This window comes from Candidatus Pristimantibacillus lignocellulolyticus (assembly GCA_023639215.1).
Classification (GTDB): Bacteria; Bacillota; Bacilli; order Paenibacillales; family Paenibacillaceae; genus Pristimantibacillus; species Pristimantibacillus lignocellulolyticus.
This window is the reverse complement of sequence record CP097899.1, coordinates 704,635-726,390: the sequence shown is the minus strand read 5'-3', so window position 1 is coordinate 726,390 and position 21,756 is coordinate 704,635. Positions and strand designations below refer to the sequence as shown.

At 36.7% G+C, this 21,756-nt stretch carries 19 protein-coding genes; 15 read left to right on the top strand and 4 right to left on the bottom strand.

The annotated features are described in order from the left end of the window. Positions 1-50: 50 nt before the first annotated feature. Positions 51-905: a DUF4358 domain-containing protein gene (locus tag NAG76_02970; GenBank protein ID URN95239.1), complete on the bottom strand. Its 855-nt coding sequence runs from the start codon at positions 903-905 to the stop codon at positions 51-53. Positions 906-1,129: 224 nt separating this feature from the next. On the opposite strand from NAG76_02970, the gene hisJ reads away from it, so the two are divergent. Then, a complete protein-coding gene (gene hisJ / locus NAG76_02965; GenBank protein URN95238.1) occupies positions 1,130-1,942 on the top strand; it encodes a histidinol-phosphatase HisJ in 813 nt (270 codons plus the stop codon). Between the two features lie 180 nt (positions 1,943-2,122). Next, positions 2,123-3,736: a Na/Pi cotransporter family protein gene (locus NAG76_02960; protein ID URN95237.1), complete on the top strand. Its 1,614-nt coding sequence runs from the start codon at positions 2,123-2,125 to the stop codon at positions 3,734-3,736. Positions 3,737-3,891: 155 nt separating this feature from the next. Here the strand turns inward: NAG76_02960 and NAG76_02955 are convergent, their stop codons facing one another. Continuing rightward, positions 3,892-5,037, bottom strand: coding sequence for a ParB/RepB/Spo0J family partition protein (locus tag NAG76_02955; protein ID URN95236.1), 1,146 nt, complete (start codon positions 5,035-5,037; stop codon positions 3,892-3,894). A 263-nt stretch (positions 5,038-5,300) separates the two neighbouring features. Here NAG76_02955 and NAG76_02950 point away from each other — a divergent pair, with 263 nt between their 5' ends. Then, on the top strand, positions 5,301-5,795 hold the full coding sequence (locus NAG76_02950) for a CYTH domain-containing protein (protein ID URN95235.1): 495 nt from the start codon (positions 5,301-5,303) through the stop codon (positions 5,793-5,795). A gap of 26 nt (positions 5,796-5,821) precedes the next feature. Beyond that, the gene (locus NAG76_02945) at positions 5,822-6,808 is read left to right on the top strand and encodes a Gfo/Idh/MocA family oxidoreductase (protein ID URN95234.1); all 987 of its coding nucleotides are present in this window, start codon (positions 5,822-5,824) and stop codon (positions 6,806-6,808) included. Between the two features lie 117 nt (positions 6,809-6,925). On the opposite strand, the gene NAG76_02940 is transcribed toward NAG76_02945, so the two are convergent. Continuing rightward, a complete protein-coding gene (locus tag NAG76_02940) occupies positions 6,926-7,897 on the bottom strand; it encodes an aldo/keto reductase (protein URN95233.1) in 972 nt (323 codons plus the stop codon). 317 nt (positions 7,898-8,214) lie between these two features. Between NAG76_02940 and NAG76_02935 the strand changes: the two genes are divergently transcribed. The 9 genes from NAG76_02935 (at position 8,215) to NAG76_02895 (ending at position 18,028) form a co-directional block, all read left to right on the top strand. Beyond that, positions 8,215-9,204 carry a lipoate--protein ligase gene (locus NAG76_02935; protein ID URN95232.1) on the top strand — a complete coding sequence of 330 codons (990 nt, stop codon included), beginning with the start codon at positions 8,215-8,217 and terminating at the stop codon, positions 9,202-9,204. A 231-nt stretch (positions 9,205-9,435) separates the two neighbouring features. After that, entirely contained in the window at positions 9,436-11,175 is a 1,740-nt protein-coding gene (locus NAG76_02930) for a methyl-accepting chemotaxis protein (GenBank protein ID URN95231.1), read from the top strand. 104 nt (positions 11,176-11,279) lie between these two features. Beyond that, positions 11,280-12,518: an aminopeptidase gene (locus NAG76_02925; GenBank protein ID URN95230.1), complete on the top strand. Its 1,239-nt coding sequence runs from the start codon at positions 11,280-11,282 to the stop codon at positions 12,516-12,518. Positions 12,519-12,970: 452 nt separating this feature from the next. Continuing rightward, on the top strand, positions 12,971-13,999 hold the full coding sequence (locus tag NAG76_02920) for a fatty acid desaturase (protein URN95229.1): 1,029 nt from the start codon (positions 12,971-12,973) through the stop codon (positions 13,997-13,999). 100 nt (positions 14,000-14,099) lie between these two features. Then, positions 14,100-15,242, top strand: a complete 1,143-nt coding sequence (locus NAG76_02915) for a sensor histidine kinase (protein ID URN95228.1) — start codon at positions 14,100-14,102, stop codon at positions 15,240-15,242. Next, a complete protein-coding gene (locus tag NAG76_02910) occupies positions 15,239-15,841 on the top strand; it encodes a response regulator transcription factor (GenBank protein ID URN95227.1) in 603 nt (200 codons plus the stop codon). Before NAG76_02915 ends, NAG76_02910 begins: the two co-directional genes overlap by 4 nt. A gap of 266 nt (positions 15,842-16,107) precedes the next feature. Further along, on the top strand, positions 16,108-16,470 hold the full coding sequence (locus NAG76_02905; GenBank protein URN95226.1) for a GntR family transcriptional regulator: 363 nt from the start codon (positions 16,108-16,110) through the stop codon (positions 16,468-16,470). Further along, the gene (locus tag NAG76_02900) at positions 16,470-17,336 is read left to right on the top strand and encodes an ABC transporter ATP-binding protein (GenBank protein ID URN95225.1); all 867 of its coding nucleotides are present in this window, start codon (positions 16,470-16,472) and stop codon (positions 17,334-17,336) included. Before NAG76_02905 ends, NAG76_02900 begins: the two co-directional genes overlap by 1 nt. Next, the gene (locus NAG76_02895) at positions 17,333-18,028 is read left to right on the top strand and encodes a hypothetical protein (GenBank protein ID URN95224.1); all 696 of its coding nucleotides are present in this window, start codon (positions 17,333-17,335) and stop codon (positions 18,026-18,028) included. Before NAG76_02900 ends, NAG76_02895 begins: the two co-directional genes overlap by 4 nt. A 144-nt stretch (positions 18,029-18,172) precedes the next feature. Here NAG76_02895 and NAG76_02890 read toward each other — a convergent pair whose 3' ends face one another. Further along, a complete protein-coding gene (locus tag NAG76_02890; GenBank protein ID URN95223.1) occupies positions 18,173-19,048 on the bottom strand; it encodes an exonuclease domain-containing protein in 876 nt (291 codons plus the stop codon). 266 nt (positions 19,049-19,314) lie between these two features. On the opposite strand from NAG76_02890, the gene NAG76_02885 reads away from it, so the two are divergent. Continuing rightward, entirely contained in the window at positions 19,315-20,130 is an 816-nt protein-coding gene (locus NAG76_02885) for an undecaprenyl-diphosphate phosphatase (protein ID URN95222.1), read from the top strand. A 65-nt stretch (positions 20,131-20,195) separates the two neighbouring features. Next, the gene (locus NAG76_02880; GenBank protein ID URN95221.1) at positions 20,196-21,401 is read left to right on the top strand and encodes a multidrug effflux MFS transporter; all 1,206 of its coding nucleotides are present in this window, start codon (positions 20,196-20,198) and stop codon (positions 21,399-21,401) included. Positions 21,402-21,756: the final 355 nt, after the last annotated feature.

The window sequence follows — 21,756 nt, the reverse complement described above, 5'->3', positions numbered from 1 at the left end:
GACATTGGCGATGGCTATTATAATATTAGAGTGTAATGAATAGGAATATCCTATTTTACATAGCTATTGAAAACTTCAAGTACTTTCTCTTGGTCATGTGAGATGGAGTAAAGCACATATTTTCCTTGACGAACGATTTGATAATTTTTTGCGTATTCATATTGATCTTGTAAATACTTTTCGAATGAAGCCTGAACATCTTCAGCACGCTTCGTTAATGCCGCTTTCACTGTGTCGTAGTCAGATTCATTTTTAAGCTTAATAATAGCAAGGTCAGCTGCTTTAACATTCATCATTGCTACTTGGAATATACCTTCTTCAACATATTTACCACTATCAATATAGAATACATCAGAGATTGACTCTCCAGTCATTTCCATCATGGCAGAAAATTGTAAATCTTTAATGATTTGAGCACTAATTGCACTTACATCAACACTAGCAGGAACCTCAGGCTTAGCAGTCGGTTTAGCCGTTGGTTTAGGTGTTGCAGATGGTTTAGCAGTCGGTTTAGCTGTAGGTTTAGCAGTCGGCTTAGCCGTTGGCTTAGCAGTCGGTTTAGCTGTTGGTTTTACAGTTGCAGTTGGTTTGGCTGATGCTTCAGGTTTAATAGATGTACTAGGCTTTTCAGTCGGAGCTAGTGTTGGTGTAGCTGTCGCTGTAGCATCAGGTGTCGTAGTTGGTTCGGAAGATGGTTGAGTTTCCTCGTCTGTTGTGATGTCTTCTTCGACTTGTCCAGTATCTGAACCTTCATCTACTGTATCATTTTCAGCAGTCATGTTTTCTGGGGTAGGTGTAGGAACAGGCACGCTGTTATTAGTATTGCTCCCACATCCACTAAGTACAATAGTTAGAGCGATAAGTAATGTAGCTGTCGATTTCCAAATATGTTTCTTCTGTTTCATGTTTAGTTAGGCTCCTTTTTACATATATGTCACAACTAGAGACGCATACGACTATATAAAGGTTGCACTTAATAATAATTTCACTGATTTCATTAAGCGTTTCATATAATAAAAGTGAAACTAAATATAATAACCTTAAATTATTCACTTTCAATAGTTATATAGGGTAGAATGGACTTACGACAAAAATATAAAAATAAAGATATTTCGAGGTGCTAGTTATGATGAAATGGGACGGCCATACACATACACAATTTTGCTATCATGGTAATGATGCTCCATTAGAGAAATATGTAGAGCAGGCGATAGAATTAGGTTTCACTCGTTATTCTGTAACTGAACATCCTCCAATTCCAGCAGGGTGGATTAATAACGAGTCATTGTTTCAAGAATTAGCGATGCCAGAAGAGGAATTAGAACAATATTTTACCTACGTACAGCAAGTAAAGGAAAAGTATGCAGACAGAATAGAAGTAACAATTGGATTAGAATTGGACTATTTACACGGTCGGACAGATTATACTGATGAACTTATTAGTAAATGGGGACACTTACTTGAGGATGTTGTCTATTCCGTACATTACTTACCTGGACAAGATGCAATGTATTGTGTTGACTTCACAGCCGAAGATTTCACACATAATCTTTTACAATATTATGGTTCAATGGAAACATTGATTGATATTTATTTCGATCATGTGGAACTTGCTATCGAGCATGCTAGTGGGCTTAATATGCGGAAACGAATTGGTCACTTGAATCTTATTACCAAATTTGCTCATAAGTTACCTCCTATATCTGAATCACTAATGAGGTCACGTTTGGAACAATTACTACCGCTGTTACAAGAGAGTGGCGTAGGAGTAGATATTAATGTTGCTGGATTCAGAGTAGCAACATGTGAACAAGCTTATGTTCCTAGTTGGTTTATTAAGCAAGCGACAGAATTAGGCATTGAATGTGTGTATGGATCTGATGCCCATAAGCCTGAACAAGTGGGATTATTCTGGGATTGGTACGAGCAAAATATGTCTTAACAAAAAAGGGACCCACAGCAACGGGCTGTGGGTCGAAAGTTTATATTATTAAAAAGGGGGTCACTTAGAAGTATAGCCAATTAATATTAAGGCAAGATGAATGAAATATTTCATTCATGTTACAAATTAATGCTAGATCATTTTTAAATTGTAAATGATATTTATTTTGGAGGAGCTATTGTGAGTATACAAGATACGATCTTTCACATTGTAGGTGGTATTGCAATTTTCTTATTCGGAATTAAGTACTTATCCGATGGTTTGCAAAAAACCGCAGGTGATAATATTCGTCATTGGCTTGCTACCTATACATTTCATCCGTTACTCGGTGTACTTGTCGGAATTCTAATAACTATATTATTCCAAAGTTCCACAGGGGCAATTATTTTAATAATCGGACTGATGAATGCCAATATACTGAGTTTAAGACAAGCGATTAGTGTGCTTATCGGTGCTAATATTGGTACGACGGTAACAATTTTCATGGTTGGTATTGATATAGAAAATTATGCATTACCTATCATTACAGTTGGGGTTATTTTATTATTATTCGTTCATTACAAACGACTACAGTATATCGGGCAAGTTGTGTTTGGTTTTGGCGCATTATTTCTAGGATTATCAATAACAAGAAATGGTTTGCAATTTCTTTCGCTTTCCCATTATACGAATGAATTTATGCTGAATTTATCCGATATCCCTTTGTTTGGCATTATTATGGGGATAGTTTTGACGTTACTCTTTACAAGTTCTAATGCTGCAATAGGTGTATTACAAACGATTGCTAATGAAGGGCTAGTTCAGTTGGATGGTGCGATTCTAATCTTATTAGGAAGTAATATAGGTTCGGCAGTTATAGCATGTATTGCAGTTATTGGTGCTACTATCAAAGCAAAGCGGGTAGTATTTCTACATGTCATATACTACGTATGTGGCACGACTATTTTTCTACTATTACAACAACCGATCTATTCAATTATAGAATGGCTAGGTAAAGTGCTACAAATCAAAATGCAACTTGCTACGGCACATGGAATATTCCAACTTATCACAGGAATAATCTTTATTATATTTACACCATTACTTCTTAAATTAGCAAATAGCGTTATTCAGACGCAACACACTACAGCGGAAGTTATTTTTGGTGCACAATATTTAGACAAGCGATTACTAGCTACACCGAGTGTTGCACTAGGACAAGCACAATATGAGGTCATCCGTATGGGCACAATTGCCCGCGAAACATTGCTACATGCGTCTCATTATTTTTTTGAGCAAGATTCTCGTTCTGCGAATCTGGCACTGAAGAAAGAAACACTTGTTAATGAATTGGATCATCAAATTACCGATTATATGGTACGAATCCATCAACATGGACTTACGGCACAAGAATCTGAGAAAGCAACTGGATTACTTCATATCGTTAATGATATTGAACGTATTGGTGATCATGCAGATAATGTAGTGGAATTAGCTGATTATTGCATTCGCAATCGACTACAATTTTCTAAGGAAGCATTAGAACAATTGCATACGATGTTTGATGCAGCCGAGTGGATTATTTCTCGTGTCATATATGCACTTGAGCAAAATGATCGTTCAGCAGCCGCTGATGTATTAGGAAGAGAAGCAGATCTAGATCGAATGGAACTTGAGTTCCGAACTGGTCATTTCAAGCGGCTTCATGATAATCGTTGCCGGGGTAATGCAGGTGCGATTTTTCTTGATGTTTTGAGCAACTTGGAGCGTATTGGGGATCATAGTAAAAATATAGCTGAATACGTATTGAAATAGAAGAAATGCCCGCTAAGGTTACGACAAAGAGACTGTCGAATCACAAAACAAGGCATTTCTTTTGTTATATATGTTCGTTTACCGTTTACGATGACGGTTCAAAAAATGGGCTTTCGAAGTCGAGCAGGTGGAGCACGCTTTTTGAAGCTACTTCGCTACTCATTGCTGCTTTTTTGAATTAGCTTCCATTGCTGGGTTAGCAGCTGGAGTTTCGTTAGCATGACGTTAGAAAGCTGTGAAGTGGCTTCTAACTGCTTCATATCACCAGAAGTAATCTGAGTAAGTAGATGCTCCGCTTGCAGTAATAATCCATCTAGTGAGTCCGTATAACTCGTCTGTTCTAGTTGTACTACAACGCTTGGAGCTACAAGAGTAGAAGTAGCATATTGAGCGCTATGACTATGTTGGCTAGTTTCATCTACATCATATGTGTTAGGCACAGTTGTTGTGGATACTTCCCGCGTACCCTCTTCATAGGTGGACAACTGTTGCTGGGCCATTTCAACTTTAAGAAGTTCTTCTTGTTCAACTTTACGTAACTCTTCTTGTTCCGCTTTTGCTTGACGTTCTTTTTCACGAGCTAGTTTTTCTTTGCGATTCTGCTCGAATACTGACCAGGTTTCTATTAATCCGCCACCATTTTTCAGTAATAGCTTTTCTTTCGTTGCATCTGAGATGTTCTGATCCTTGAACAATTTAGCAATTTTTTTAACATCGCTAACAGGCAATTCATCTCTTGCAGCCGTAAGTGCTAGTGTATCACGATATTCAAATGGCAAGTCTTTTAACGGCATTAATTGATCTTCTGTCAAACAATCTTTACGTATTTGTGTACCACCGACAATAAGTTTTTTAACCGCATTGCCAAATTTCAATAATTCACATTTGTTTTTAATGTAACTTTCTGGCTTACCTAGCTTACTGGATAATAGCTTCATGGAACTATGGAAGCGAGCGTCATTCATTAATTTATGGAAGGCTTCGGCTTCTTCAATTGGGGAGAAGTCTTCACGGGTTAAGTTTTCGGCAATTTGTTCGAAATAAATATCCATCTCATCTGTTGCTGTTGATACGATGCAAGGTATTTTCTCAAGTCCGACCATTAGTGAAGCTTTATAACGGCGGTTACCATAAATGATCATGTAACGACCATTTTCTACAGTGCGTACTTTTATTGGAGAAAGCAAACCAATTTCTGATATGCTATTAGCTAATTCTGCAAGTGCTTCTTGACTAAATTGATATCTCGGTTGATCTTTATCTTCATCGATGAGTGATATCGGAATAAGTGTAATATCCATTATCTAGCTCCTTATGTAATAATCTCTTATGTTCTATTGTATCATGAGTGCACAATATATGAACTTGCATTTTAAGTACTTGCATCAGTCGTTATATTCTGATAGCTTGTAGGGATAAGAAAAGGTCATGCTTCCTATGTGATTTTTATTTGCAGGAAGCAAAACAAGTGGTCAATAAAAGTTTTAGTATATGCTTTCGAAGTCACTTTTTGTCTTGAAGAAGTAACTCGAGTAGCTATAAAAAGTTTAGGAGGCAATCTAAGATGGCATTAGAAATTGAACGTAAATATCTGTTGGAAATTTCTGCGCAACAGTTAATAGAGCAAGGTATTATTCAACAGCAATCACAACATCGCATTGAGCAAACCTATATTGCAATGGATGTTGATCAAGAACTTCGTGTTAGACGAATTAAGGATACCGCTACAGGAAACTATAGCTACACACATACATTTAAAAATGGTGTTGGACTTGCACGTGAAGAAGTTGAATATGAAATTACCCAAGTCATTTATGATCAAGTGATGACAGCATTCGGTTTTGTTCCGTTAACGAAAGACCGGATTACTGCGAAGTGGAATGATATCATCGTAGAAATTGATATTTATGATCAAGTCGATTTTGTTGTTGTTGAGGTTGAATTTGAATCTATGGATGCAGCTAATGAATTTGTTCCACCAACATGGTTTGGAGAAGAAATTAGCTTCAACAAAAAATATAGTAACAAAGCAGTTTGGAAGCAACTTCAAAACAAATAATTATATTACTGAGAAAGAGGGATCTTATGATTTCATTCGGTATCATTGGAACTAACTTTATTAGTGATCGATTTATAGCAGCAGGCTCCATGCTGACGAATTTCTCAGTAGGAGCAGTATGTTCTCGTTCATTAGATACAGCTCAAAATTTTGCAGATAAACATAATATCGTTCATTGCTATACAGATGTAGTAGAGATGCTTGAGAGCGGGAATATTCAAGCGTTATATATTGCTTCACCAACGAATTTACATGCTCATTATGCACAAATAGCATTAGAGAAAGGCATTCATGTACTTTGTGAGAAGCCTGTTACTTCGAATAGCAAAGAATTGAAACAATTAATTGAAACTGCAACACGCAAGCAAGTACTATTTATGGAAGCAATGAAATCAACGACAATGCCAGCTTTTCGTCAGGCAGCGGAACATCTTAGTGAGATTGGGCAAGTAAGACGTTATTTCGCAAGCTTTTGTCAGTACTCATCCCGTTACGATGCGTATAAAGCAGGTAATGTACTCAATGCATTCAAGCCAGAATATTCTAACGGTGCATTAATGGATATCGGTGTCTATTGTATCTATCCAGCTGTCATGTTATTTGGTAAGCCGAAGTCAGTAAAAGCTTCAGCATTTATGCTTGATTCAGGAGTAGACGGTGAAGGTAGCATTATATTGGAGTACGCTGATATGGATGCAGTAGTAATGTATTCGAAAATCTCTAATTCATCACTTCCTGTTGAGATTCAAGGGGAAGAAGGTAACATAGTGCTTGATCGCGTAAGTGAACCTAGTCGCATCACATTAAATCCACGTGGTGGTGAGCAAGTCGATTTGAGTTTACCGACGATTGAGCAAGATATGTATTATGAAATCGAACATTTTATTCAATTACTAGAAGAGAATAAGAAACAATCACCTATTAACTCTTTCGAGAACTCTCTTATTACGATGGAAATTATGGATGAAGCACGTAAGCAGATTGGTCTAGTGTTCCCAGCCGATCTTAAGTAATATTATCAACGATAACAAAAGACATAGCGCTACACACGCATGCAGAGTAATTCAGCATGCGTGTGCAGTAGCTATGTCTTTTTATTAGTATTTAGTATAGTTTTTTCTAATTCATGCTCAGATTCGATATGACGCAAATGGTTCACCATGACGGAAGTCTTCACTAATGTTATTTAACTGTTCCATAAGTTGAACATTAATAGAAAAGTCTAGTGCCTCCAAATTAGTTACTAACTGTGTTGTCTTTGTCGCGCCTACGATAACTGTGCTTACCACTGGCTGATGGAGTAACCACGCAATGGCAAGGTTTGAAGGTGTTGTCTCATACTGATTAGCGATTTGTTGTAAATCTTGACTAAGCTTCAATGTAGGTTCTGTTAGAAAACGATTAAAGCTTGGATCAGTTTGTGCTCGTGATCCTTCAGGAGTTTGGAGGGAGGATTCATACTTACCAGTTAGTATACCACCAGCAAGTGGGAAGTACGGAATAATGCCAATACCTTGATCGATACAAAGTGGTATCAGTTCACGTTCTGGTGTTCGATCGGCTAATGAATAACTGACTTGCTGAGAAATATACTTCGATAAGCCTAGTCGTTCACTAATTCCTAATGCCTTCATTAGCTCCCAAGCATGATAGTTAGAGCAACCAATATAACGAACTTTACCTGATGTAATCATATCTTCAAGGCAACGCAATGTTTCCTCCAGTGGAGTGTTCGGGTCGAATGTATGAATTTGATATAAATCAACATAATCCGTTTGAAGCCGAGTTAAACTTGCTTCTAGTTCTTGCATAAGGTGATGGCGTGAAGAGCCTTTATGATTAGGACTTTTTCCATTAGGTAGTCCAGCCTTTGTAGTAAGTACAATATCATTACGCTTGCCGAGAATCGCATTACCAATAATAGTTTCCGATTGAGTAGCAGCATAAATATTGGCTGTATCTATAAACGTAACACCATGATGAATAGCTTGTTCAATAATTAATGTAGAAGTTTGTGCATCTGCACGTTTGCCAAATGCATTTGTTCCAAGCCCAATTGCCGACACCGTTAAACCACTATTTCCAAGTTGTTTGTATCTCATAATATCCTCCTAAAACTTTCTCTTAGATTTCATCGTCGTAGATGAAAAGTAGCATCGAAAGCATGCACTAAAAACTTTTCATGTCCATTTGATATATTTTTATTATGTCATTAAGAGGCAAAGTTGAAAAGCGATACTCACTAAGAGTATAATTCGATGATAACGTGTTCAAGAAATTACGTTTCCGAAGTAACTTTTCTGTAACAGGAAGCACGCTAAGAAGCTCAAAAAAGATTTAGCTTATGCTTCCGAAGCAACTTTTTTGTACAATGAAGTTATATTAGGAAGATCAAAAAAGTTTTAGGAGGGAATATATAATGTTATTTGTAAGTAACGAAGGCAATCATGATCCAGCAATAAACTTAGCCCTAGAGGAATACATTTTCAGACAACTTCCTGAAAACAATTATCTTTTATTTTATATTAATGAACCTTCAATTATTATTGGAAAAAATCAAAATACAGTTGAAGAAATCAATGCTGAATATGTGAAAGAAAACCATATTCATATTGTGCGTCGTATGAGTGGTGGTGGTGCAGTATATCACGATCTAGGTAACTTGAATTTTAGTTTTATTATGAAAGATGATGGATCCTCATTCCATAATTTCAAAAAGTTTACCGAGCCAGTCGTAGAGGCGTTACGTACTATGGGTATTGAAGCCGAGTTAACAGGGCGTAATGATATTCAGATTGGTGAGAAGAAAATATCGGGAAATGCACAGTTCCATTCTAGAGGGAAAATCATTAGTCACGGTACATTGTTATTCAATTCTGAAATGCAAAATGTTGCGAGTGCTTTGAAAGTAAATGCAGAAAAGTATGCTTCTAAATCAACGAAATCTGTTAGAAGTCGCGTCGCTAACATTACGGAGTTTTTACAGGAGCCAATGACGATTGAACAGTTTCGCGTGAAAATTTTACACTCTATTTTTGCAGGCGAAGGTGAAGTTCAATCTTATGAACTAACTGAAGAAGATTGGAAAAAGGTGCGTCAGCTTGCTGATGAACGTTATCGTAGCTGGGAGTGGACTTACGGGCGTTCTCCGCAGTTCAATATGCAACAGCGTAAACGTGTTGAAGGTGCCGGAACATTCGATGTGCGTCTGAATGTGCAAGATGGTGTTATTCAAGATGCAGCGATCTTTGGTGACTTTTTCGGTCGTGGAGATCGTAATGAAGTTGCTGAGCAGCTTATTGGCATACGTTATACAGAAGAAGAGTTAAGTAAACTTTCTGATAACATAGATTTGGCATTCTATTTTGGTCCAATTACGAAAGAAGACTGGATGAGTTTGTTACTGTAGCAAATATTAATTTCTTATAATAAAAACGTGATTTAATCTTTTGAGATTAAATCACGTTTTTTGTTTGCGTAAGAAACATTGGAATCGTCTTAATATAATATGCAGCTTTATGATATCATGTTATAATTTTACATTGTAGTATAGGACTTTAGGACGATGCTGCGGAAGCTGTTTTTCGTTTTGTAAGGAATAGTCCTTGGATGGTTACGAAAAGTTATAGGAGGAGTAAGTGTGTTCAAAAGTTTGCAATCTCGTATGATATTGTTTTTTTCAACGATATTATGTGTTAGTGGATTCATATTAAGCTATAGTCTATATCAATCTTCTGAAAAATTAATATTACAAACGATAGGTGAGCAAGCTAGATCAATTGCTATTTCTGCAAGTAAAATTATCGATGTGGAGCAATTTCAGGAGTTATCGTCATCTATGGAGAGAAATACATATTACGATACTTTACAAGCCCAACTACAGCAAATTAGAGAAACGAATGGTCTAAAATATTTATATACGATGATATCTAAAGAGCTTAACGGAAATGCTAGTTACTACTACATTGTCGATGGAACCGATCCGCAAAGTGATTATTTTTCGGCTCTAGGTGATGAAGAACTTGAAACCGATGAAGCAATGCATAATACGTTAAAGACTGGTGAAGTGAAAATAGGTACTTTAGATTATACAGAAGCCTTTGGTGCTACGTTATCTGCTTATTTACCAATTATCGCATCAGATGGTCAAATTATCGGAATAATTGGAGCAGATTTTGATGCCACTAATGTTTATGCATTATTGAAGCAGAATAAGCAGGACATGTTCATGATGTCAGTCGTCATTGTGTTAATCTCGATCTTACTCGTATGGTTAGTGGCAAGAATAATGACTAAGCCTATAAGCTCACTTGTAAGTAGTATGAAGAAGGTAAGTAATGGTGTGCTAACTGATAAAATAGAGGTAAAAGGTAGTGGTGAAATTGCCCAACTATCACAAGTGTTTAATGATATGAGTAGTGATCTACAAGCAATGTTACAGCGTATAGCTAGTAGCTTGAAGGTCATCAATGATAGTGTGCAAATTTTGAATAAAAATATGGCTATATCCGATGTACTAAACGAACGTGTAGATAATCATTTGCAGGTCGCTGATCAACAATCTAGTGCTCAGCACCAAGCAACAATTGAAACGAAAAAAGTAATGTCTGAAGTCGGAAAAGGGATGCTCTCCGTTGCAGCCACTTCGGAGTCCATGTTAAGTATGGCACATCGAGCTAGTCATATATCTTCTACAGGCAATGAGTCGATGGAGCAATTAGAATTGCAGATGGATCATATCTACCAGTCCTCTGCTCAAGTGACAGCTGATATTTCCTACTTAAATACTCACTCACAAGATATACAGGAAATGGTTCTCATCATTAAACGTATTGCATCACAAACTGCACTATTAGCATTAAATGCCTCTATTGAGGCTGCTAGAGCTGGAGAGCATGGTAAAGGATTTCATGTCGTTGCCTTAGAGGTACGTAAGTTGGCTGACCAGAGTGACCAAGCTGCTACAGAAGTAGAACAGCTTATAAGTGATATGTTATCTCTTACTGGAAAGGTAAATACGGCATCCTCAATTAGTATGAAAGATATTGAATCGGGTGTCTCTGCAGTTCAATTAGCAGGTGTTGCCTTCAAGCATATTTCGCAAGAGGTAAGTGATGTAGAAGGGCAAGCTCAACATGTTTCAAGCACCTCTGCACAAATTAGTGCAACAATGGGAATGCTAGATGATTTGGCTAGTCATGCAGCGAGTTTAACGGAACAAACCTTGCTTGTAACACAAGAAATGAAGGAAACGATTACTACACAAATTCATTCTGTTGATCAAAGCAGACAGACAATTAATCAATTGGTTCAACAATCAGTAGAACTTCAAGCTGTGTTGAATAAATTTAAGATGGAACATCAGCAACATAACACATAACGTTTAAAAAAGTGAATCGTAAACAGGCAAGTGGTATAATATACTGTAATGTAATGAACCATACTATGAAAATTAGAGTCAACACAATTAAAGGAGATGTACATATGTCAATCAATAGAAATGAACAACTAGAAAAATATGCGAAATTAATTGTACAGATTGGAGTTAATGTACAACCGGGTCAACCCGTATTCATTACAGGCGCTGTAGAACAGGCAAACTTGGTTCGTTCAGTAGCTAATCAAGCTTATGAAGCAGGTGCATCTAATGTCCATGTGGAGTGGACAGACGACAAACTTTCACGTTTGAAATATACTAAGGCTGCTGAAGATGTATTCAGTAATTACCCACAGTGGGAAACAGATAAACGGATGCAATTCGCAGAAAAAAGAGGAGCATTCATTTCTATCGTATCAGATAGCCCAGATAACCTATCTGGTGTAGATTCCAATCGTATTTCAGCGTACCAAAAAGCTTCAGGTACTGGACTTATGGAATTCAGACGTGCGATGCAAGCTGATAAATTTAGTTGGACAGTCGTTGCAGCTGCAGGTAGCGAATGGGCGAAAAAAGTATTCCCTAAAGCAACTTCTGAGCAAGAGGCAATTGATCTACTATGGAAAGCGATCTTTGCAGCAGTACGTCTAGATGCAGCTGATCCAGTTCAAGCTTGGCAGGAGCATAACGATACGTTGCATGCCAAGGCAATAGCACTTAACAATTATCACTTCAAGAAATTACATTATAGAGCACCTGGAACTGATCTTACGATTGAGCTATCTGATAAACATCTCTGGGTATCTGCTGGTAGTGAGAACGAGCAAGGGCATACTTTCATGGCTAACATGCCAACAGAGGAAGTGTTTACTGTTCCACTCAGAAATGGTACGAATGGATATGTTTCTAGTACAAAACCTCTTAGCTATGGCGGTAACGTCATCGATAACTTCAAGATTACATTTGAAGAAGGACGTATTGTAAAATATGAAGCAGAGCAAGGTGCCGAATATTTAGCGAAATTAGTGGAAATTGATGAAGGTTCACATTATCTAGGTGAAGTTGCACTCGTGCCACATCGTTCACCGATTTCGCAATCAGGTGTATTATTCTTTAATACACTATTCGATGAAAATGCTTCAAATCATCTTGCGATCGGTAGCGGTTATGCTTTCAATATCGATGGTGGTAAAACAATGACGCAAGAAGAACTTGCAGCTAATGGCGTTAACGCAAGTATTACACATAATGACTTTATGATTGGATCCGGAGATATGGATATTGACGGTATTCAAAAAGATGGAACTGTGATCCCAGTATTCCGTAAAGGTGAATGGGCATTCTAGAGGTACTTCAAAAAGTGGACTTTGATAACGATGGTACGCTAACGTAGGTTATTCGACATCGCATCAGAAGCGAACTTGGAAAGTACGGTTCGAGTGTACGTAATCATGTACACTTGCGCTTCCGTCTTTCTCAAGTAACGCTTCACCTGCTCGATTCTGAAAGCCCACTTTTTGAACCTTTATTAGAAGCTTCGTGCAGAACATTGACCGCTTGTGTAAACTTACGGTACACGTTGCTAGGTATAGTTACATTGTCTTTGAAAATGATGAATGGGCATTTTAGAGGACTTTCGTTTTAATAATAGTAATATTTTGAAAACCATATGACAAATGTCATGTGGTTTTCCTTACGTTTATGACTTATGAACATGACGGAAATTGTATACAATAGTTATATAAAATGTATTCAATAGCTATTAAAGCTACAAGCGGATACGAGGGAGATGTTGTATATGAATGATCCAAAGCAGCTTCAACTGAAGAAAAGCATGTCACCATATGAGAAAACGAAGTTGTCTATTAGTATCAGACAGCTATGCAACACATTAATTCCCGTCATTGCTCTATGGTACTTAACGTACCTAAGTTTAAGTGTATCCTATTGGCTTACGTTACCTCTAAGTATCGCTACTGGTATGTTCGTTGTTCGGACATTTATTATTTTTCATGATTGCACGCATGGCTCATTCTTCAAAAATAAGCGCGCTAATGACATTGTAGGGATTATTACGGGTGTGATTACTCATGTGCCTTATCAACAATGGAAGAACTCACATGCTATTCACCATGCAACAAGTAGTAATCTTGACAAACGTGGTGTAGGCGATCTGTGGATCATGACAGTAACAGAGTACGAACAATCATCTACTTTCCAAAAATTATATTATAGAATATATCGTAATCCGCTAGTTATGTTTGTGCTAGGACCATTTGTAGTCTTTCTGCTTCAATATCGCTTCAATCGTAAAGGTGCACGTCGGAAAGAAAGAATGAATACGTATTTGATGAACTTCTTGATCGTTGGTATGTATGCATTATTAACGTGGGCAGTTGGTTGGCAAGCACTATTACTTGTACAAATTCCTGTATTCTACGTTTCAGGTGCGTTAGGTATTTGGTTATTCTATGTGCAACATCAATTTGAAGATTCTTACTTTGAACATAATGATGAATGGAGTTATGTCAAAGCTGCAGTTGAGGGTAGCTCTTACTACCGTCTTCCTAAGTTGTTACAGTGGTTAACAGGAAATATTGGTTTCCACCATGTGCATCATCTTAGCCCGAAAGTTCCGAATTATTTCTTAGAAAAAGCTCATAACGAAACACCTCCATTGCATCAAGCAACAACGATCGGCATACGCGAAAGTTTATTATCATTAAAGGTTAGTTTATGGGATGAAGAAAATCATCGCTTTGTTGGTTTCCGCGAAGCAAAGAAAATAATGATCAATAATCATCGTCCGACTAAACAAGCAAGTTAACTATTCGCCCTAACGATGAGTGTAAGCTCATCGTTAGGGCTTTCATGTTGGTAGATATGTTAAACTTAACTTAAGATTATGTAGATAGGTAGTGTATTACATGAATAAATGGTATCAAACGTTTAGTAGAGGAACGGGTTTATCGCCATATATTTGGCTAGTATTCTGCATTCTACCGTTCTACTTTATATTTAGTAACTCGGATTCTATTGAAATGATATCTGGAACCGTACTTATTATTGCATTCTTTGTTTGTTATGTTATAGCGTTTCTATCTAAGGGTTGGCCAATATATGTATGGACAAGTTTTCAAATTGTCATCTCGATGATTATGACAGTCAATTTCAGTTACGTGTATTTTTCAATTTTTCTTGCTTTTTTTATTGGAAATATTAAAAGTAAAGCGGGTTTTTATACGTTGTATATCATTCATTTGATATCAACATTCGTGACAGTTAACTATGGTCTGGCTGTGCAGAAAACGATATTTTTCACACAATTCCCATTTATTCTTATCTCGCTTGTAATCGTAATTTTATTACCATTCAATACGTACAACCAGAAAAAGCAGGATCAATTAGAAGGCGAATTGGAACATGCCAATAAGCGAATATCGGAATTAGTTAAGCTAGAGGAGAGACAGCGTATTGCAAGAGATTTGCATGATACTGTCGGACAGAAGCTTTCACTCATTGGATTAAAAAGTGATCTAGCGGGTAAATTGTTGCATAAGGATGTATCTCGAGCGGAGAGTGAGATTCAAGATATTCGATCTACAGCAAGAATTGCATTGAAGGAAGTACGAGAGCTTGTGACGAAGATGCGAGGGACTAGACTAGAAGATGAAGTTTACAACGTAAGTCAAATTCTAGCGGCAGCGGAAATTGGTTATGAATTACGTGGTGACCCCAAGCTTCAATCGACTGCCTTGCTTGCTGAAAATGTTCTCTGTATGTGCATGAAGGAAGCTGTCACAAATGTAGTTAAACATAGTCAGGCAACTCATTGTTACATTTCTATTGATACTACTGCGGATGAAGTTATTCTTACCGTACATGACGATGGTATAGGTATGACATTTGGACAGTCAGATAATCGGGGTAATGGGTTAAGAGGTATGAAAGAACGACTAGAATTCGTGAATGGTTCACTAAATATTGACACGACAGATCAAGTAGGTACGACATTGAAATTGTCAGTTCCACATGCCGTTCGTCAACCTATGAAGGAGTCGATATCATGATAAATATTGTAATTGCTGAAGATCAGCGTATGCTGCTCGGAGCTTTGGCTTCGTTAATTGATTTGGAAGACGATATGTCTGTTGTAGGCAAAGCTGCTAATGGTCAAGAAGCTCTGGATTATGTTAAAGAGCTCCAACCTGATATATGTATTATGGATATAGAAATGCCGATCAAGAGTGGTCTTGAAGCGGCAGAAGAGTTAAAAGGTAGTAATACAAAAGTTATTATTCTTACCACTTTTGCTAGAGCTGGCTATTTTGAACGAGCAATTAAGGCAGGGGTATGTGGTTATTTGTTGAAAGATAGTCCATCAGAGGAATTAGCAACATCGATTCGTAGTGTAATGGATGGTAAACGAATTTATGATGCTGAATTAATGGATGAAGCTTATAGTGGTGTAGACAACCCATTGACGGAACGTGAGCAAGAAGTGTTAGGATTAGTTGCCGATGGAAAAAATACAAAAGAAATTGCAAGCGAGCTTTTTCTATCAACGGGAACAGTCCGTAATTATATCTCGACCATTCTTGATAAGCTGGGTGTGAGCAATCGTATTGAAGCTATTACTCGCTTCAAAGACAAGGGCTGGTTCAAGTAATGATTTTGTAATCATAATACGATATACCTTTTTCTACGAGAAGAAAATATATAAAAAAGCTTTGAGTTCCATAATATGTGGAACTCAAAGCTTTTTTTGTTGTGCGTATGAAAGTGGTTTTTGCTAATTTATTAGAAAAAAATGTATTCGTTGTTGACATGATGGTATTGATGTTATATAGTTAATTACATAAGTAACTAACCAATTAACTTGAATGTATATATTAACAAAATAATGATGGTAAATGTTATAGAAAGGAGTTTTATGTGAACAATTATTTAGATGGAGAAAAGCCAATATTTCAACAGATTAAGGAACAAATTGAGGACGCTATACTCGATGGACATATGGGACCAGAAGAACGAATACCGTCCATTAATGAATTTGCTAAAGAATATCAGATCAACCCTGCTACAGCTAATAAAGGGGTTAACGAACTAGTAGATCGCGGGATCATTTATAAAAAGAGAGGTGTAGGAATGTTTGTGAGTTCGAATGCAAAGCAACTCCTTATTGAAGAGAGAAAAGAAAATTTTGAGGTGAGCTTTATTCAGCCTTTAATTAATGAAGCTGAGCGACTTGGAATTACTATAGAGCAATTAATGACAATGATTGGGAGGAACAATTAATGAATATAAAGGTTGCTAATCTAACAAAACGGTATCGAAATCATAATGTACTTGATGGGTTGAGTTTTGAGATGAAGGGACCTGCAATCGTTGGACTTCTTGGTCATAATGGAGCAGGTAAGACAAGTTTTCTTAATATTTTGTCAGGATTAGTAGCACCAAGTGAAGGAAGTATTAGCGTTGATGGACAGTCTGTGTTTGACCATGGAGAGCTAATGAAAAACATATGTATTATTGGTGAAACAGGGAACTTTCCACCGCATGTTACTGTAGCTCAAGTGATGAAATTGAATCAATACTTCTATCCAAATTGGAATAATGAGCTTGCTGAAGATTTGCTTGTACAGTTTTCATTGAAGAAGAAAATGAAAGTGAAAACGATGTCTAAAGGAATGGTATCAGCGCTAGGAATAATTACAGGCATTGCAAGTGAAGCTCCAATTACCATTTTTGATGAACCTTATATTGGTATGGATGCGGCAGGTCGCCAATTATTTTATAATTTGTTAATTGAGGAGTTTTCTAATAATCCTCGCTTAATTATTTTATCAACACATCTAGTAGATGAAGCAAGTGATTTATTCGAGGATGTCTACATTATGCATGAAGGTAAGCTGATATTACAGCAGTCTTATGAGGAACTTCAATCTCGTGTATTCAAGGTCAAAGGAAAGTTAGAGGATGTTGAGCAATATATTGCTGGACAACCAGTGATCCATCGTAGTCAATTTATGAAAGAACATATCGCAGTAATTATGAGTGATGGTAATGAACAGCTACATTCAGGGTTGAAGCGGGAAGCAGTTAAGTTACAAGAACTACTAATTCTATTAAGTAAAAACCAACGGAGGGAGCAAATTCAATGAATCAGTGGAAAGGTAGTCTATATTTAATGGCATTAAGTTATAAAAGAGAATTTCTAATTTTTTGGTTAATTAATTCTTCATTTTTATTGAATATTGCTATATGCTACATGTTTCCTGATATTACATTAATTACAGTAGGTATAATAGGAGCTTATATATTCACTCTTATATTATCTACGAAGTTGTTAAATAAGACTTTGTCTATTTCACTTCGATATGGACTGAATCGCAAACGCTTTTTGGGATCAACTGCAATATTTATTGTTATCTGGTCTTTCTCTCATGCAATTATGATGTTTCTAATGAATACTATATTACTTTGGAGTGCAGATATATTTGGGTTAAGTAATATGATAGTTCCGCAGCTATCTATGTTGTTCAGTGATAATGTATCGCTATTTATTAATTTACTGATTGATGCTTGTGTAATTAGCTTATTATCTGTCATTGGCATCTTGGTGAATATTCTATTCTATCGTTTTGGTCTAATTGGTGGTTATGGATTTGTTGGTTTAGTAGCAATTATTCTCTTTATAGGTGTGCCGTTCCAATGGTATATTCCGCTTGCTGAAGCTGTAATGAGTCTAAATCTTGCACAATTTATAGGTCTATTGATACTACTTGCTGGACTTGTATACGGACTTATCGGCTTGCTCACGAATAAGATATCAACGATCTCAGCTAGTGTGTAATTAGATATAATAAGATGTATCGAGATCAAGTAGCAACCTTAATAAATATTCTCAATGACAATAAGCCATGCATTACAACCTTAAATAGGTTGTGATGCATGGCTTATTACTTAGTGTAAATGTATTGGTGTTTTAATCTAAGTGTTATAGCTTTGGTTCAACAGCAGCTTCACTAATATCAGTAGTAGAATGAGATGACTCCTCGGTGCGATGTTCCTCAGTATTACTAGCAGCATTACTTTCATTACTATTTTGTTCAACCTTTGGTTTAACCGGTTTTACTGCTTCAATCTCAAAGTAATGCTTAATTTCAGCTATTTTCCGTGGATCTTCACTTTCCATACGCTCTCTAATAAACTTAGCGACATAGTTATCCCAAGTAGGCTCTAGTTTTTGCATACGTAACAATCGAATTGAATTTTTAATGCCACGACGTTCCTTGGCATTAGTATACGTATCTACAAACAACTGCTTACGCTCAAAGTCTAAATCGTGATAGATAGCTTTGAATATATGTGAGGTCATAATTGCGTCGTCTAATGCACGATGCGCTTGACCTGAACCTTCGATAGCTAGTTGTTCTAGAGCACCTTCTACACTAACATCGTTCGTTAGTCCTTTTAACCTAGTATATCCCTTTAATAGATCAAAGTATGGTGTAGTCATCCAGTATTGATCATCAAGCTTATGCATACGTGTATCAAGTATGATTCGCTTCATATCCTCGCCGCCCCAAGTAATAAACATAACTTCAGAGGAGCTAGATAACCAAGAAAGAAACTGACCTATGACATGTGGGAATCGGCTTGCAGTGTCGATAGATTCTTGGGGGATACCTGTTTTCTTCTGGATGAAGTTATTAAGTTTGGAGAAATAGATAGGTTTAATAAATGCAGAGAAATTATCAACCACTTCTAATTGCTCATTTAAGCGAACAGCACCGATCTCAATAACTTCCATTGGAAGATCGCTGGCAAATTTACGTCCATTGAATTCAATATCAAGTACTATATAATCCAAGTTGTTACCCTCCGTTTTATGATTGCTATTCTATTCTAACAGAAAGTGAGCACAATGGGTTATCATTCACTTTGCCAAGAGAATGGTTTATACTAATTAAGTTGTTATTTGAGCGTAGTGGAGTATGCTTTCGATGTTACTTTTTGTTTACAAAGTAGTAAATCAGATAGCTACAAAAAGTTTAAGTGTATGCTTTCGATGTTACTTTTTGTTTCAAAGTAGTAAATCAGATAGCTACAAAAAGTTTTAGGAGGTATTAGAAAGTTATGTCAGATTGGTTTGAATGGTTAAAGTATGTATTATTAGGTATGATTCAAGGGTTTACAGAACCAATTCCAGTCTCATCGAGTGGACATCTTATGATAGCACAACAATTGATGGGTATGGAGCAACATGGGTTATCGTTTGAGATTATGACTAATACTGCATCGCTCATAGCTATTATATTCATTTATCGTGAAATGTTAGCAAGATTAGTTACAAATGGGTTTGGTTACATCAAGACGAAAGACGCTGCGTACAAACCAGATTTTAACTTTATTATGTACATTATTATTGGTTCGATACCAGCAGGCGTTATCGGCGTTCTATTCAAAGATAAAATAGAAGAAATATTCTCTTCCTCTATTTATACTGTAGCAATTGCATTGTTAGTAACTGGAGTTGCTTTATGGCTAATTCGCAATTTACGTGGAGTAAAGCGAGATGGTGATTTGTCAGTAAAAGATGCACTACTTGTTGGTCTTGCACAAGCTGTAGCGTTAATACCAGGTATTAGTCGTTCGGGTTCTACGGTAATTGCATCCATTGCGGTAGGTATGAAGCAGGACACTGCACTTCGTTTTTCATTTATGCTTTATATCCCAGTTAGTTTAGGTGGACTAATTTTAGGGGTTTCAGATATTATATCTGATCCAGAATTACAAGCACTTTGGTTCCCATATTTACTTGCATTTATTACAACATTGTTCGTAACGTATTTCTCTATGAAGTGGTTTATGGGGATTATGGAAAAAGGTAATTTGAGATACTTCTCTTATTATTGTTTCATCGTGGGTACATTGATTCTAATTTTCATGTAAATTAATTTGTGTAAAACAAAACTCTATACGATTTTATGTTATTTAATAAATAAGGTGGCTAAATGATGGCAAGCATAACAGAAGCTCAATCGCTTTCGAAGTCGAAGCGACTGGGAATTGCAACAATTTTAGGTTCCTTATCAGCGCTCGGCCCGCTATCTATTGATATGTATTTACCTGCATTTCCGCAAATAGCTGAAGAGTTTAATACTTCCGCTTCTTTAACTCAAGTAAGTTTAACTGCTTGTCTTATTGGATTGGCTGTTGGACAGCTCGTTATTGGCCCAATAAGTGATGTAAAAGGCAGACGCAAGCCATTGTTAATTGGAATGCTATTGTACGCTATTGTGTCTATTATTTGCATGTTTTCAACATCGATTTGGGCATTTATTGGTTTAAGATTTGTACAAGGACTGGCTGGAGCAGCAGGTTTAGTAATATCTCGAGCAAGTGTACGTGATCTATATTCTGGCCCTGAATTAATCCGATTCATGGCGACGTTGATGATTATTAATGGAGTCGCACCGATCTTAGCACCAATTATTGGTGGAGAGGTTCTGAATTATACCTCTTGGAAAGGTGTTTTTGGATTATTATCTGTCTTCGGAATTATTATGTTAATTGGGATCTATTATTCATTAGGTGAGACATTACCAGAAGATCGTCGTTCACGTGGCGGTCTCCTAAATACATTACGAACGTTTGGGTCATTGCTGAAAGATAAAAGTTTTATCGGCTATGTACTGATGCAAGGGTTTGTTATGGCATCAATGTTTGCTTATATATCAGGATCTTCATTCGTGCTTCAGGGGATATATGAAATGTCTGTTCGGGAATATAGTATTATGTTTGGGATTAATGGTCTAGGAATCGTTATTGCAGGACAATGTGCAGGGAGACTTGCTCATAAGTTTGCACCAAAAAGTATGATTGTAACAGGACTATCGATGAGTGGATTTGGTTCAATATTATTACTACTTGCTGTGTTTGCCAACCTACCACTTGCTTTCGTTGTTGTGGGCTTGTTCTTCGTTGTTTCCAGTGTCGGACTAATTAATACGACTGCAACATCATTAGCGCTAGAGAAGCAGGGAGAACGGGCAGGAAGTGCTTCTGCGATGCTAGGAACTACTTCATTTTTATTCGGAGGAATTGTTGCACCGATTGTAGGTCTTGGTGGAGAAGGAACTGCTGTACCTATGGTAGTAACGATAGCTATTATGGTTTCTTGTGCATGGGTATTTTATAAATTTTCTCAAAAATATGCATAGCTTTCATGCTTTTTAAGAATCGATAGTATAAGATATAGGCATTGCTGATGACTATGAAAACGTTTATAATTTTCATAGATTGCGCTTCTGAAGTACTTTTCGTATACGAGAAGTATAAGGATAGGCTTTCGGTGTGCTTTTCATTTGCAAGATGTATATTAAGGAGTTAATGAAAAGTTTTAGTAGCTAACGAAAAGTTGGCGATTATGCTTTCGAAGTACTTTTTATTATGAAGAAGTAACTCAAGAACCCAATAAAAAGTTTATTCAAATGCTTTCGATGTACTTTTTATTATGAAGAAGTAACTCAAGAACCCAATAAAAAGTCTATGCAAATGCTTTCGAAGTACTTTTCG

Coding starts and splice junctions, on each gene's coding strand:
- NAG76_02970 (URN95239.1), bottom strand. CDS start 905: ATGAAACAGAAGAAACATATTTGGAAATCGACAGCTACATTACTTATC.
- hisJ (URN95238.1), top strand. CDS start 1,130: ATGAAATGGGACGGCCATACACATACACAATTTTGCTATCATGGTAAT.
- NAG76_02955 (URN95236.1), bottom strand. CDS start 5,037: ATGGATATTACACTTATTCCGATATCACTCATCGATGAAGATAAAGAT.
- NAG76_02950 (URN95235.1), top strand. CDS start 5,301: ATGGCATTAGAAATTGAACGTAAATATCTGTTGGAAATTTCTGCGCAA.
- NAG76_02945 (URN95234.1), top strand. CDS start 5,822: ATGATTTCATTCGGTATCATTGGAACTAACTTTATTAGTGATCGATTT.
- NAG76_02940 (URN95233.1), bottom strand. CDS start 7,897: ATGAGATACAAACAACTTGGAAATAGTGGTTTAACGGTGTCGGCAATT.
- NAG76_02935 (URN95232.1), top strand. CDS start 8,215: ATGTTATTTGTAAGTAACGAAGGCAATCATGATCCAGCAATAAACTTA.
- NAG76_02925 (URN95230.1), top strand. CDS start 11,280: ATGTCAATCAATAGAAATGAACAACTAGAAAAATATGCGAAATTAATT.
- NAG76_02920 (URN95229.1), top strand. CDS start 12,971: ATGAATGATCCAAAGCAGCTTCAACTGAAGAAAAGCATGTCACCATAT.
- NAG76_02915 (URN95228.1), top strand. CDS start 14,100: ATGAATAAATGGTATCAAACGTTTAGTAGAGGAACGGGTTTATCGCCA.
- NAG76_02910 (URN95227.1), top strand. CDS start 15,239: ATGATAAATATTGTAATTGCTGAAGATCAGCGTATGCTGCTCGGAGCT.
- NAG76_02900 (URN95225.1), top strand. CDS start 16,470: ATGAATATAAAGGTTGCTAATCTAACAAAACGGTATCGAAATCATAAT.
- NAG76_02895 (URN95224.1), top strand. CDS start 17,333: ATGAATCAGTGGAAAGGTAGTCTATATTTAATGGCATTAAGTTATAAA.
- NAG76_02885 (URN95222.1), top strand. CDS start 19,315: ATGTCAGATTGGTTTGAATGGTTAAAGTATGTATTATTAGGTATGATT.
- NAG76_02880 (URN95221.1), top strand. CDS start 20,196: ATGGCAAGCATAACAGAAGCTCAATCGCTTTCGAAGTCGAAGCGACTG.